The sequence below is a fragment of the Moorena producens 3L genome (assembly GCF_000211815.1).
Taxonomy (GTDB): domain Bacteria; phylum Cyanobacteriota; class Cyanobacteriia; order Cyanobacteriales; family Coleofasciculaceae; genus Moorena; species Moorena producens.
The window spans coordinates 45,850-58,428 of record NZ_GL890965.1 but is presented as its reverse complement, the minus strand read 5'-3'; the positions used below and the strand labels follow the sequence as shown (position 1 = coordinate 58,428).

Genomic DNA, 12,579 nt, shown 5'->3' with positions numbered 1-12,579 from the left:
TCAGGTACTTAAACAATTTTTTCTTGAGCTATTTATGGAATCTCCTGAATCCTCAAGGTTTGAACAATATTGGTGGATCCTGAAGCGACGTTGGCTACCAGCTTCCGGTATTTTTGTATCAGTTTCTGTGATTATGTCTCTGGTGGCATCATTGCAAAAGCCGGTATATGTAGCCCAAGGATTGCTGTTATTTAAGCGGCTTAATACCACGTCTTCAGTTACCGAGGTAGGTAAAGAAATCGGTATTTTACAACCTCTGGTAGACCAAAGTAATCCTCTAGATACAGAAGCCAACATCATGATGTCTGAGCCTCTGGCTCAAAAGACAATCACCGCACTAAATCTTAAAGATAATCAGGGGCAACCTTTAGCAATTAAAGACTTTTTGCACAATGTCAGTGTTACCAATATTCGGAAAACTGATCTTCTGGAAGTATCTTACCAATCTCAAGACCCTAAAGAAGCAGCAGCAGTTGTTAATCAACTAATGACTATCTATTTAGAAAATCACTTAGATTTTCAACGGGCTGAAGCTGTAGCTGCTCGGAAGTTTATTGAGAAACAGTTACCTCAAGCAGAAGCTACTGTTAGTAAAACAGAAGCAGCTTTGCGTCAGTTCAAACAAGAAAATCAAGTGATATCTTTAGACGCAGAAGCTCGCTCAGCTATCGAAGTCCTGACAGATTTGCAAAAGGAAATTGCTCAAAATCAGTCTAAAATGGCTGATGTCAATGCCCAGTACGAATCGCTCCAAAAACGATTGGGCATGAACTCCAAACAAGCTGTAGCTCTTACAGCTCTTAAACAGTCTCCTGAGGTGCAGGAGGCACTCCAAGAATTGCGCCAAGTGGAAGTCGAACTGGCCCTAGAGCGTAACCGTTTCCAATCCACCCATCCCACAATTGCTAAGTTAGAAAGTAAGGTAGCCAGCCTAAAAGGTATCCTAAACCAGCGAGTAAAACAGGTTTCTAATGCTAAGCCGAAACCTGCTAGCCAGCTTTTTAAACTAGGAGAGTTACAACAAGACCTGACTAAAGAGCGTAAGTATTCAGCTCTCAGCTCTCAGCTCTCAGCTCTCAGCTCTCAGCTCTCAGCTCTCAGCTCTCAGCTTTTGAATAAGCGATGCAGCGCGGTCTTGGGGGTTTCCCCCACTCGCTATTGCATCAAGACAACAAGTAAGCATTGGAATAATGCTGAGTGAAGTCCCAGCGTCGTTCGCACAGCGTGGCCAAACGCGCACGCGTGGCCGTTCGCGTAGCGTGGCCAAAAGGCCAAAAGGCCAAGGCCAAAGCCTGTGCCAAAAAGCACCTCAAGCAGCTTGAGCCTTTAGCTCACGGCTGACGGCTGACGGCTGAATGCTTACTAAAGAGCTAGTAGAATTAGAAGCAGCTCGTTTAGGTTTGGCTAATCAGACAAAAGCCTTAGTCAATGCCCAAACCGCTTACCGAAAAAGACTTAACGATCTCCCTAGACTGGAACAACAGCAGCGCGAGTTAGAACGGCAACTTGATGTGTCCCAATCCACCTATTCTCTGTTGCTAAATAAGCTTGGAGAAATTCAGGTAGCGGAAAATCAAAACATGGGTAATGCCCGCATTATTGCAGGGGCTCAGGTGCCGATGATTCCGATTTATTCTGCTAAAATAGCCTATATTGCTGCTTGCTTTCAGGGACTGTTTGCGACCGCAGCAATTATTTAGATTTTAGAAACAAGAGATAAATCTCTGAAAACCATTAAAGACGTGGCGTTGCTTATTCTGGGTATGGTTTTGCCCCCCTAACCCCCCAATTCTGGGGGGAATAAGACCTTCAAAGTCCCTTCCGGTGCGCGCCTCCTAGGGCGAGTAAATCGCCCTTGGGTCGCACCGCAAAGTTGGGGGATTTAGGGGGCTTTAACTTTCACCAGATGATCGCGAATTCATTCCTTAATTCAGCAACGCCAAAGACGTTAAGCAATTATTTAAATTTACCTTGCTGGGTGTGATTCCCCACTTTAGTAAAACTCAATTATTAAATCCATCACAGGAAGTTTTAGATCCATTTACCCCCCAAGTTATTGTTCGGAATACGCCTCGGTCTCCCATCAGTGAATCCTATCGGATGCTGCAAGCAAATCTCAAGTTTTTGAGTTCAGATAAAGCCCTCAAGGCGGTGACTGTGACTAGTTCCTTACCTCAAGAAGGTAAGTCAACGGTGTCTGCTAATTTAGCAGCAGTGATTGCTCAGCGAGGAAGTAAGGTATTGCTAATCGATGCTGATCTCCATAAGCCTGTTCAACATCGGATCTGGGATTTGTCCAATGAAGTGGGCTTGAGCAATATGCTTGTGAATCAGGTTAACTTGGGGGATGCCATTAAACCAGTAATCGAGACTCTGGATGTCCTGACCTCTGGAGTAGTACCTCCTAATCCAGCAGTGCTTCTGGATTCCCAGCGCATGGCTTCATTGATTAACCATGTTGCTAGTCGTTACGACTTTGTGATTATTGATACCCCTTCTTTAAACGTTGCTGCTGATGCTCCTATCTTAGGAAAAATGACCGATGGTGTGCTGTTAGTTTCCCGACCTGGAGTGGTAGATTCTGGTAGTGCTGCTTTCGCCTTTTGGAGCAGTCTGGTCAGACTGTTCTGGGCTTGGTGGTTAATGGCGTGATTCCTGATAATGAGCCTAACAGTTATTACCATTTTTCTCAGGAATACATTTCAGATGAAAGCGTTGCTCTTAATAGAATACTTGATGTTGCTAGTTATGAGTAATTAGATCATATATAGCAAAGGGAACAGGGAGTAGGGAGTAGGGAGCAGGGAGTAGGGAGTAGGGAGTAGGGAGTAGGGAGTAGGGAGGACGATTTCCCCTTATTCCTAGATACTGAATCTAATTAGAATTGACGATTTACTATTGACCATCATCCCTAGATAATTAATAGATAATTACAAAGAACGGGAGATAGTGCGAAAGATGTAGTGATTAGTTAGAGTGCATTGACTTTGTGGAGTTCTACGTTGCCTCCTTCAAAGACTTGAATCATGAGTTGATAGCCTGTCTTGATGCAGTCGCTCATGGGGGTAACCCCCAAGACCGCGCTGCATCGCTTCCATCAATGACATTCCAACAAGTGGTTCTGAATCAGCTTCATCGATGGGAATTGTTAGAGAGAATCCGTCCCATAGGATAACTACCTCATACACATTAAAAATACATTCACTACCATCCCCAAGAAGAGCGCGTCCTCGCCTTTTCCATCTCAGATTTAACTGAGTAATCAAATCTGGAGACAGTGAAAGCCAACCATTAAACCCTGTATCTATGATTGCCGCTTGAGTGTAAATTTTACCATTCAAGCCATAAATTGAAATGGGAATAATGGGTTCAAAGTCTGCATTAACATTTCCTCTAATCATCCCGTTCTTTTTCCACGTCCACCGAACCGACGAACATAGCGTGAACCAATCCGGACTATCCAGATTTGAGAGGTTGTCTGAAAAGTCTCATTTGCTACATCCAAGCCCCCGTTGGTCCCCCAATTTTGGGGGACTTCTACCAGCAAATTGATTCTTGTTCCCCCCAGAATTGGGGGGCTAGGGGGGCAAAATTCAGTATCAAAAAACTTTTCAGATATCCTCTGAGCATCTGGGTTACGGGCTTCGAGGCGATCGCAAGCGGCTATTTCCCTTGGGTCAACCTCAAAATCGCCTGTTTCAATATCAATGGCAACAATCTTGCCGTGATTCCCTGCTTCGACCTTTGGACGCACCTGAGTTTCGTAGATTTCATCACCACGTCGAGCAAATTCTTCTTTGCTGTATCGAGGTTGTCGGACTGTCATTGGAATGATCTTGTTTCAGCTTTACGCCTCTATTTTAACTTAGTCGTGGGGCGCACTCATCAAGCAGGATTCCCATAGGTTGTCAGCAGTAAGCTTTGACTTTATTCACGCTAACCATAAGTAGACAACGTAAAGTGGTTGGTGTAAACCTGTTATTAGCTTGCTTCGTCGTTAATTCAATAATCCCCTATTTCCACTGATGTCGTTACTCAGTTTGGAGGGAATACTGGTGACAATTAGAGCAATTCTCTAAGCTAACAATATTGAGGAATAGTGATATGGATGAAGTGGTTAGAAAGTTTGCTGCACTAGGCTTACCTGGTGTGATACTTCTAATTGCTATGGCAACAACGGGATTTACTGGAGCAGCAGCGATCACAGCGGCTTTGGCAATGTTAGGTCCATTCGGAATGATCGGAGGCATTGCTTTTCTTGGGGTGGTGGGAATAGCTGCTGATGGCTTATCGAAATTCGGACTTGAAGCATTACTGGTTGGAATATATAAAGAGCGCCAACAAGAAGGAGAATCTAAAGCATCTCTCTGTAAAGAGATTGAACGGTTAATGGTTTCTCGTGATTTGAAACGCAAACTCAAAGAAGAAGTGAATAATGGTAAATCTTCGGTTGAGGATAGGCGGGCATCGAATTCATCATCTTTTGATAATTTAGGAATAAAGAAATATAAAGTTGATTGGAAACGCAAACTCAAAGCAGAAGTAAATAATGGTAAATCTTTGGTTGATGATAGGCGTGAATCGAAACAGGATATTGATGAACACTTAGATATTGAATCTATAGAGGATATTGATGAACACTTAGATATAATTGATAAAATGAAGGGGAGGGAGTTTAAAAAATTTATGGCTAAATTATTTAAGCAACTGGGCTACCAAGTGAAGCGCACTGCAGCAACTGCGGATTATGGAGCCGATCTGGTAATTAAAAAAGGGGAGATAAAGGCTGTTGTTCAAGCCAAGATACAACAAGGTAGCGTAGGGATTAAGGCCGTTCAGGAAGTAACAGGGGCAATTGGCTATTATCAGGCGAACCTGGGACTAGTTATCACTAATAGTAAGTTTACAGAACCTGCAAAAAATCTGGCAGCTAAGACTGACATTATGCTTTTTGATAGGGATGATTTGAAAAAATTAATTAAAAAAGTATATAAGCAAAAGCCTTCTGAAGATAGCTGAGGGGGTGACATGAGCCCCAAAAAGCTTACTCTATAAGGCTTTGATGCCAATGGGCTCATGGAAGATACAGTCGGAAATTAACCCTCAAGTCATTGTCTTGATGCAAAGCGCGAGTGGGGGAAACCACGGCAGTCGCTCATGGGGGGAACCCCCAAGACCGCGCTGCCTCCCCTGTTCCGAAGCTGCATCGCTTAATGGCAAGCTCAAACCCTTATAACTACGTCCAAAGGAGCGCCCAAAACAGAATGTATATTTTTGGAACTTATGGGCTGAAATTATTATCCAGTAAGGATTTCAGCTTGTATGTCACCCCCCCAGGAAGATAGTTCATTGTAAAAAACACCCGCTGTTTAATTGCAGCGGGTGTTGAGTGAATAATTCAGAATGCTGGTAAAGCATAATTGAGTATCTCCTGCATGACGCGCTGGTAGTGTTTAGCTAAAATTTCGCTACCGCTCGGAATGATAGGAGGTATTGCTTTTTTTGGGGTTGTCGGAATAGCTGCTGATTGCTGATCAAAATTAGGACTTGAAGCGTTACTGCTTGGAATATATAGCGTTTCTCATAGCTATGAGGTACAATTATAAATAGATTAAATAGTTAATTATAAAAATTTCGTATGAAACCTTACTCTCTTGACTTTCGGCAAAAAATTCTATAAATTCATAACAAATAAAAATTATCAAGGTGCGCGCCTCCTAGGGCGAGTAAATCGCCCTAGGGTCGCACCTCCGAAACTTAGCTCAACGTTTTGGTGTAGCCAAAAGCTTTATTCAAAAATTACTAAAACAACATAGAGAAACCGGAGATATTAAACCGCAACGTCAAGGGGGAAGTCCGCCAGGGTGCATCTCAGTTTTGCCTAATGGCAAAACTGAGATGCACCCATTCTAAACTCTGGCCATTCTCACTGACAGCTATACGCAAAAATCGCTGTCGGTAAGGATAGTTAAGGCAAATGCAAGTTGTAAACCGATGCTACCAGATTTGATATAATTCCCCCAACAGTTGTTGAGTTCACTTACCTGCACCTACCTACAACTTGCACCTATTTACAACCTTAAACCTTAAACCTTAAACCTTAAACCTTAAACCTTAAACCTTAAACCTTAAACCTTAAACCTTAAACCTTAAACCTTAACCATTGTTTCGGCTTGGTAGCGGATATTAGCTTGTTTCAACCGATTGAGGGCTTCACCCAAGCGATCGCATTCCGCAATCAAACTAATCCGCACATACCCTTCACCCCCGATGCCAAAAGCATTTCCCGGCGTGAGGACTACTCCAGTTTGCTGCAAAACATCCAGAGCAAAATCCGTTGAACTTACCCCTACTGGGCAAGGAACCCACAGATACATGGTTGCCTTGGATTTAGGAATCTGCCAACCCAACTCTGCCAAACCCTCAATCATGAAATCTCGGCGGCGGCGGTAACGGTTTTGGACGTCTTGAAGGTAAACATCTGGCAGTTGCAAGGCCGCTTCAGCAGCGGTTTGCAAGGCAGCAAAGATCCCATAGTCCAGATTAGTTTTTAAGGTACGCAACCCTTGAATAATGCGGCTATTCCCCACTACAAAGCCAACGCGCCAGCCAGCCATATTATAAGTTTTGGATAGGGTGTGGAATTCTACACCAATATCTTTAGCGCCAGGAATTTCCAGCAAGCTAGTAGGCTGATAGCCATCAAATGCTAATTCCGCATAACATAAGTCATGTACTAGCAGAATTGAGTACCGACGGGCAAAGGCAACAATTTCTTCAAAAAACTCCCTTGGGGCGGTAGCGGTGGTCGGATTACTGGGATAGTTAAAATAGAGGATCTTAGCTCGTTGGGCAACCTGATCCGGAATTGCCCCTAAATCAATCAGCCAATCATTCTCCCGTTTCAAAACCAAGCTGTGAATTTCCCCCCCAGCAATCAACGGACCCCGGAAGTGGACCGGATAAGCAGGAGAAGGTACTAAAATCAAATCTCCCGGATTCACATAGGCCAAGGCTAGGTGAGCTAGTCCTTCCTTGGACCCTAACAGAGGTAAAGCTTCACTGTCTGGGTCTAGCTCCACATCATAGCGGCGGTGATACCAATTCGTAATTGCCCGACGGAAATTAGCAGTCCCCTCAAAGGGAGGATAACCATGGTTAGCCGGATTTTTTAAGGCTGCGATCGCTGCTTCGATCACCGGCTGCGGTGCTGAACCATCAGGATTACCCATCCCCAAGTCAATCAAATCCAGCCCTTGCTCACGGGCTCTTGCTTTTAATTCATCTAAACGAGCAAATACATAGGGAGGGAGTGCGCTTAGTCGTTGTGCTGGGGTAATCAAATCTACCATCATCAGTGTCAGGTTTGGAAGTTAGCCGGTTGAAGGTCAAAACCTAGAATTTTTGACTTTGGCCAAAAGGCCACGCGATCGCGAACGAGTTGAGAGCCAGTATAAGGGAAAATGCTAGTAATATAAAAGGTTATTAGAAATCCGAACACTGAAAACTCCGCCACAAAGCGAGCGGAGATGAAAGCGACTAGCGCGCTTTTAGCCTAAAAGAAATCTAGTCTAAAGGGTTGACGATTATCTAGCCCTAGGGTATATAAGTATAGGGTACAGGTTGAAAAACCGAGGCGCAACCGGGAGAGAAGCCCGCCACTGCTTGACCTTAAAACAGTAATGCCCGGAGGGCAGGGAAAATCCTCCTTAAAAACCCAATCGTTAACTAACAATTAACGTGTGAACCCAGAAAAATCACAACTTGAGAAAAAGAAACGGTACGGTGGGGCACACCGGAACCAGGCGACAAGGAAGAGAAACGGACTCTTAAAGGCACTTCCAACTAAGTAACCAAACGCCTAGGGAGAATCGCCCTCTGGGTCTGTCGTAAATTGACTAAAAACTTGGTCTTGACGGGTTTTTGGTTAAGTACTGTCCTATTTTTGACGGCGTTAAAGATAGGAATACGGCGGTTTAAGGCGGCTCGTTGATCTAGGAATCCCCGCGCCTAATGGTCGGGGAGTGTCAACAGGTTTGAGCTCAAAAGCTGCAACCTTAACCCAACACCGTTCAACCTACAACCTGCAACCTGCAACATTTTTGAATGAAGAATGTAGAATTCCAAATTCTACATTCTTCATTCTACATTCTTCATTCTGACAGACAACCTTCAACCTCAACCGCTGGCAAACTTAACTCCTTACGACTGCCCTCAACTAGTATCCTAGTAGAAACCATTGCTGCCATCAGCTGTTCTGGAAGCACCTTAAACGGTAGCCGATGAATATCAGAATTTTCCCCACAGGCAATCTCAGCTGCTTTCTGTAACTGAGCCAAGGTAATCGACCCTAATCCCAGGTCTTGGAGAGTTTGGGGCAAACCAAGCTCAGCATAAAACTTCAGCAACTGTTGCCGTGCTGATGCCGCCAGTTGGTTCCCCTGAAGCATTTCTTCCAAACGCAGCTGCACCAAAATGCCATAAGCCACCTTTTCACCATGTAAAGAATCGTGAGCTGCTGGGATATGAGTTAAACCATTATGTACAGCATGGGCAGCAACAGTACGACATCGAGCTCCACCCAAGCCCCCAATCACACCAGCCAGTAAAACTGTTGCATCAACAACTTCCCGCCAAACTTGACTACCAGGTTGGGTTAGAGCCTCAACCGACTTTTGGAACAAAATATCTCGCAATACCCTTGCCTGTTGGACAGCCGCAATAATTAGAGTATCTGTAGCGCTACCACTACTAACCGAAGCTTCGTACCACTTCGCTAAGGCATCACCAATCCCGGCAACTAGGGTACGTTGGGGCGCTGTCTGAATCAAGCTGTAATCGAGTACCAATAAATCTGGGCAATGGTCAAGTCCAACATCATACAGGAAAGCCCCATGGTCAGAATAGATATTAGATAGAGCTGTCCAAGCGGCACAGGTAGCAGCAGAGGTGGGTACAGTAACCACAGGTAACTGGCACTGGTGCGCTAGGATTTTAGCAGTATCCAACGCCTTACCTCCGCCAATCCCAATAATCAAGTCAGATTGATGAGCAGCAACAGCTTCTGAGAGTTTAGCTAGAGACTTCTCACTGCAATCAGGACTGTAGGATGCGCATTCATAACTGAGTTGATGCTGTTCCAAAACCGATTCCAGTGATGAGGCTAGGGTAGCCAGAGTATGCTGACCTCCTAGAATCAAAGGACGATTTCCCAGCCGTGCGATCGCATTTCCTGATTCTTCCAAGGAGCAACGCACTACTTGAGTCGGTGCCACGTTTAGGTAAAGCAAGGAAGTAGGTGCTTGTTTGGTCATGCCTGTAGCCCAAATAAACTTTTGGTTTGTTGACACTCCCCGCCCGCTTATGGACGGGGATTCTCACTTCAACGAGCTGTCTTGCCTAACCAGGCCGGAGCCAGGAAAGGTAGAGGACAATTCTCCATGAGCGTGTTTGGTCTATGACCTAGGTTTCGGTGTGCCCCACCGTACCTAAATTATTAAGGATTTAGATAGACAATGATTTTAAATATTTTGGCTCTCCTAGAGTGGCTATTATAAAGTATAAAATAATCGCCATAGCCTTTACTAATCAAGGGTTTGATTAATTTAAAAATGCCAATAAACTAAAAATGTATTTTTAGTTTATTGAATCCCTTGCTATTTAAGGGGTAATCGCTAATTTAAACTACTCATTTACTATAATCAGTCTAGGAGAGCCCATATTTTTTTTAATCTTAGATTTTCATAGACGACCAAATCGTTAGATTGGATTATGCAACATGCTTATCTCTTAGCTTGTTTTTTACATTGTCTACTTATTCTAAGATAGTGTCTATCCGTATTGTTTTTAGTTATCTGTTATATTTTTCAATAACACGCTCTGTGAAAACTGTCAAGTCAGAGATTAAAATAAAAGCCGTCCTAGAAGGACGGGGCTTTAAACCCATTTTTTTGGCTAAGGTGAGTAATTACCTTACTGGGTGATAGGTCTTTTATTATACATTTTGCCAAACTTAGAGGGGTTAGGGGTTAGGTATTAGGTGTAGCCTTGGATGACAATCTTCAACCTTTCAAACTTTCAACCTTTCAACCTGCAACCTTTAACCTTCAATTTGAATTAGCTCAGAAACAGTTTACGCTCCGCTTCTCTGCGTTTGCTCAAGCCTAATAGGACTCGACCACCACCCTTGTTCCAACGAAGAAACTCATTGGCAGCCCCTTGATCATCACCATGATTCAACTTACGTAATAATGTCGAGCGCCTAAACGCTGTTGGTCCTATATTGAACACAAAGCTAACTAGAGCAGAGAATTGATTATCAGTCAGTGATACTTTGACAAGATTACTCACCGTAGATTCAGAACTTTCTAAATCTTGTCTGAGCAATTTCTCCCCTTGCTCAACAGTGATGATATCTCCTATCCTAACACCAGCAGTATGACCCCATCCAATAGTAGGAATTCCCACCGGATCGATATAAGCTTCTACTCTGCCATCAGGGCACCTTTTATGGAGTCCTTCAAACTCTTTAACAAGATCTAAACCAGCTTGGTTAATGTTTCTATCGGTACCTGGTGGCAACTCTGGTGTTACTTTATTGATGATAGCATCAAAGTAAAACTGAGCCGTTTGAGGACCAATAATTCCTCTGACAGCTCCAGTATTACCGAGTTTGTTAGCATCTTTAAACTTATTGACTCCTGCCTCAGACAAGTCCAAGCCGCATTCTTGACACAGTTCAAGAAAATTTTCTAAAATTATAGGGTTAATAACGTCTTCTACCTCCAATTCCATTAATTCTTGGAGTTGACTAACCTGAGGCACTGGCAGGTTGACTAGAATGTCAAGTGCATAGCGTTCTTCCACAGAAAGGCTATCGATGTTGATGTCTTTAATAGTTAGAGCTGACATAGTTGGATTACTTATAAAATTAACGTAACGTTATTGGCGATTAAATCTGCTTTACTAATTATTATATCCCTGATTTTTTATTGCTAAAGGTTAAGGGTAAATTATTAATTCGCAATTTTTAATGGTTATAAAAAAGCGATAAACCAGATTTTAATAGACAAGAGTCGCCCAGGAAAAAAATTCCATGACTTGACTCTGTTTCTTGACTAAGCTGATAGCTGACTGCTTACTCAACAACTAGGGTTTTGAGTTACTAAAGTAGTCTTCAGCGTGAGTTTTCGCTTTTACGTTAATTGTGATAAGTTTGAAACAAAAATTTACAAAACTAGGAATTCCCCTTTCCCGTCTCTTGGTGCGCGTTCCCGTGGGCGACAGATTATTAAGGGTAATTATCCGGAGATGATATGACAAGCCGAGCCAAACCTTGATTTAGCTTGATTTAGATCTAGGGTGAGTTAAAGGGGTTAAAGTGACCGAAAAAATTGCGAAAAATTAATCATGATAATAACTAACTTAGGTGAAATCGCCTCTGAGCAACGACTTCACCTAAGGAAAGTGGGATGCGTTAACTATTGCCTCCACAAGCAATTTTATGGTAAAAAAAATCGGTCTATTATTGGTCAGTCTACCGATTCTAAAGGTGCGCTTTCCGTGATGGCGTTCGCTTAGCGTGACCTACGGTCAAGGGATTGCTCGCCATCACGGGTCGCACCTAAAGGTATCCTAGGGATTGACACCTGTGGTAGATGTATTTTTTCAACTGTTGGAGTGTAACCCAGCCATTGTAGGGACTGTTGGGCAAACTGTTGAGGACAACCGCTGACCCCAAAGCGAGTTGGTCTTGCCTCCCCAGTATTCTTCCCTCCAATTAAATCCAGTTCTTGAGCAGCAGCAGCAACAACGTATTTCGCTGGGTCTACCAATTTAACGTCTGGGGGTAATATTTCCCGTAGGATCGGTTCGAGATGGGGATAATGAGTACAGCCATAAACTAGGGTATCAATTTGGGCTGCTAGCAAAGGTTCTAGGTACTGCCGTGCTACCGCTGTAGTGTAGGGTTCGCACAAGCGATTTTGCTCCACTAATGGCACAAACTCCGGACAACCCACTTGCCAGACCTGAGCCGTTGGTTCAACCTCTAAAATAGCATTTCGATAAGCATTGCTGGCAGCCGTAGCTGGTGTAGCAATCACCCCAATCCGACGACCTTGGTGGAGCGCCGCACGGGCACCCGGTAGAATCAGCCCCAGCATTGGGATGTCAAACTCACTACGCAGAGTTTCCAATGCCAGAGCCGAACTGGTGTTGCAGGCCATCACCACCATTTTGACATCCTGTTGCACCATCCAGCTGAGAATCTCGAAGCCGAACTGCACGATTTCATCGGTAGATCTGGTACCGTAGGGTAGCCGTGCTGTGTCAGCAAAGTAAATAATTGATTCGGATGGTAGTTGTTTGTATAGTTCCCTCAGAACAGTCAGACCCCCCACACCACTGTCGAAAATCCCGATAGGACTACTCTGGGGTTGAGTTCGAGAGATCAAAATTTGGTTATTGATCATTGGCTAAGAATTGGCACCTACCCACCCAGGGGCAATAAACAAATTACTTAGGTTCGCTCAAAACAAGAAAATTGTTAGATTATAGGTTAGCAATTATCAATTAAGA

General features: G+C 43.7%; 10 protein-coding genes and 2 pseudogenes. 6 read left to right on the top strand and 6 right to left on the bottom strand.

The window, feature by feature from the left end:
- The first annotated feature begins 34 nt into the window (after nucleotides 1-34).
- From LYNGBM3L_RS46135 to LYNGBM3L_RS26645, 3 genes are all read left to right on the top strand, one after another.
- Complete coding sequence (locus LYNGBM3L_RS46135) at nucleotides 35-1,201, top strand: GumC family protein (protein ID WP_008188733.1); 1,167 nt, start codon at nucleotides 35-37, stop codon at nucleotides 1,199-1,201.
- A 154-nt stretch (nucleotides 1,202-1,355) separates the two neighbouring features.
- On the top strand, nucleotides 1,356-1,700 hold the full coding sequence (locus LYNGBM3L_RS26650; RefSeq protein ID WP_008188731.1) for a GNVR domain-containing protein: 345 nt from the start codon (nucleotides 1,356-1,358) through the stop codon (nucleotides 1,698-1,700).
- 280 nt (nucleotides 1,701-1,980) lie between these two features.
- Entirely contained in the window at nucleotides 1,981-2,652 is a 672-nt protein-coding gene (locus LYNGBM3L_RS26645; protein ID WP_229414732.1) for a CpsD/CapB family tyrosine-protein kinase, read from the top strand.
- A gap of 359 nt (nucleotides 2,653-3,011) precedes the next feature.
- Here LYNGBM3L_RS26645 and LYNGBM3L_RS26640 read toward each other — a convergent pair whose 3' ends face one another.
- Together LYNGBM3L_RS26640 and LYNGBM3L_RS47900 are read right to left on the bottom strand one after the other, a co-directional pair.
- Nucleotides 3,012-3,401 carry a hypothetical protein gene (locus LYNGBM3L_RS26640; RefSeq protein WP_008188729.1) on the bottom strand — a complete coding sequence of 130 codons (390 nt, stop codon included), beginning with the start codon at nucleotides 3,399-3,401 and terminating at the stop codon, nucleotides 3,012-3,014.
- 224 nt (nucleotides 3,402-3,625) lie between these two features.
- A pseudogene (locus LYNGBM3L_RS47900) lies at nucleotides 3,626-3,826 on the bottom strand (hypothetical protein); the annotation flags it as partial.
- Nucleotides 3,827-4,104: 278 nt separating this feature from the next.
- Here LYNGBM3L_RS47900 and LYNGBM3L_RS46730 point away from each other — a divergent pair.
- Together LYNGBM3L_RS46730 and LYNGBM3L_RS50640 are read left to right on the top strand one after the other, a co-directional pair.
- Nucleotides 4,105-5,019 (top strand): restriction endonuclease, encoded by a 915-nt coding sequence (locus LYNGBM3L_RS46730; protein WP_008188725.1) that lies wholly within the window; start codon nucleotides 4,105-4,107, stop codon nucleotides 5,017-5,019.
- A 729-nt stretch (nucleotides 5,020-5,748) separates the two neighbouring features.
- A pseudogene (locus tag LYNGBM3L_RS50640) lies at nucleotides 5,749-5,862 on the top strand (IS630-like element ISMae26 family transposase); the annotation flags it as partial.
- A 287-nt stretch (nucleotides 5,863-6,149) separates the two neighbouring features.
- On the opposite strand, the gene LYNGBM3L_RS26620 reads toward LYNGBM3L_RS50640, so the two are convergent.
- The 3 genes from LYNGBM3L_RS26620 to LYNGBM3L_RS38925 form a co-directional block, all read right to left on the bottom strand.
- Entirely contained in the window at nucleotides 6,150-7,355 is a 1,206-nt protein-coding gene (locus tag LYNGBM3L_RS26620; RefSeq protein ID WP_044494956.1) for an aspartate aminotransferase, read from the bottom strand.
- Between the two features lie 798 nt (nucleotides 7,356-8,153).
- Entirely contained in the window at nucleotides 8,154-9,314 is a 1,161-nt protein-coding gene (locus LYNGBM3L_RS26615; protein WP_044494954.1) for an iron-containing alcohol dehydrogenase family protein, read from the bottom strand.
- 802 nt (nucleotides 9,315-10,116) lie between these two features.
- On the bottom strand, nucleotides 10,117-10,911 hold the full coding sequence (locus LYNGBM3L_RS38925) for a lysozyme (RefSeq protein ID WP_008188719.1): 795 nt from the start codon (nucleotides 10,909-10,911) through the stop codon (nucleotides 10,117-10,119).
- A 498-nt stretch (nucleotides 10,912-11,409) separates the two neighbouring features.
- Between LYNGBM3L_RS38925 and LYNGBM3L_RS44375 the strand changes: the two genes are divergently transcribed.
- On the top strand, nucleotides 11,410-11,580 hold the full coding sequence (locus LYNGBM3L_RS44375; protein ID WP_008188717.1) for a hypothetical protein: 171 nt from the start codon (nucleotides 11,410-11,412) through the stop codon (nucleotides 11,578-11,580).
- Here LYNGBM3L_RS44375 and murI read toward each other — a convergent pair.
- Nucleotides 11,577-12,473 carry a glutamate racemase gene (murI, locus tag LYNGBM3L_RS26605; RefSeq protein WP_008188715.1) on the bottom strand — a complete coding sequence of 299 codons (897 nt, stop codon included), beginning with the start codon at nucleotides 12,471-12,473 and terminating at the stop codon, nucleotides 11,577-11,579. The two genes, LYNGBM3L_RS44375 and murI, sit on opposite strands and share 4 nt — an antisense overlap.
- Between the last annotated feature and the right edge of the window lie 106 nt (nucleotides 12,474-12,579).

Coding starts and splice junctions, on each gene's coding strand:
- LYNGBM3L_RS26640 (WP_008188729.1), bottom strand. CDS start 3,401: ATGATTAGAGGAAATGTTAATGCAGACTTTGAACCCATTATTCCCATT.
- LYNGBM3L_RS46730 (WP_008188725.1), top strand. CDS start 4,105: ATGGATGAAGTGGTTAGAAAGTTTGCTGCACTAGGCTTACCTGGTGTG.
- LYNGBM3L_RS46135 (WP_008188733.1), top strand. CDS start 35: ATGGAATCTCCTGAATCCTCAAGGTTTGAACAATATTGGTGGATCCTG.
- LYNGBM3L_RS26650 (WP_008188731.1), top strand. CDS start 1,356: ATGCTTACTAAAGAGCTAGTAGAATTAGAAGCAGCTCGTTTAGGTTTG.
- LYNGBM3L_RS38925 (WP_008188719.1), bottom strand. CDS start 10,911: ATGTCAGCTCTAACTATTAAAGACATCAACATCGATAGCCTTTCTGTG.
- LYNGBM3L_RS44375 (WP_008188717.1), top strand. CDS start 11,410: ATGATAATAACTAACTTAGGTGAAATCGCCTCTGAGCAACGACTTCAC.
- LYNGBM3L_RS26620 (WP_044494956.1), bottom strand. CDS start 7,355: ATGATGGTAGATTTGATTACCCCAGCACAACGACTAAGCGCACTCCCT.
- murI (WP_008188715.1), bottom strand. CDS start 12,473: ATGATCAATAACCAAATTTTGATCTCTCGAACTCAACCCCAGAGTAGT.
- LYNGBM3L_RS26615 (WP_044494954.1), bottom strand. CDS start 9,314: ATGACCAAACAAGCACCTACTTCCTTGCTTTACCTAAACGTGGCACCG.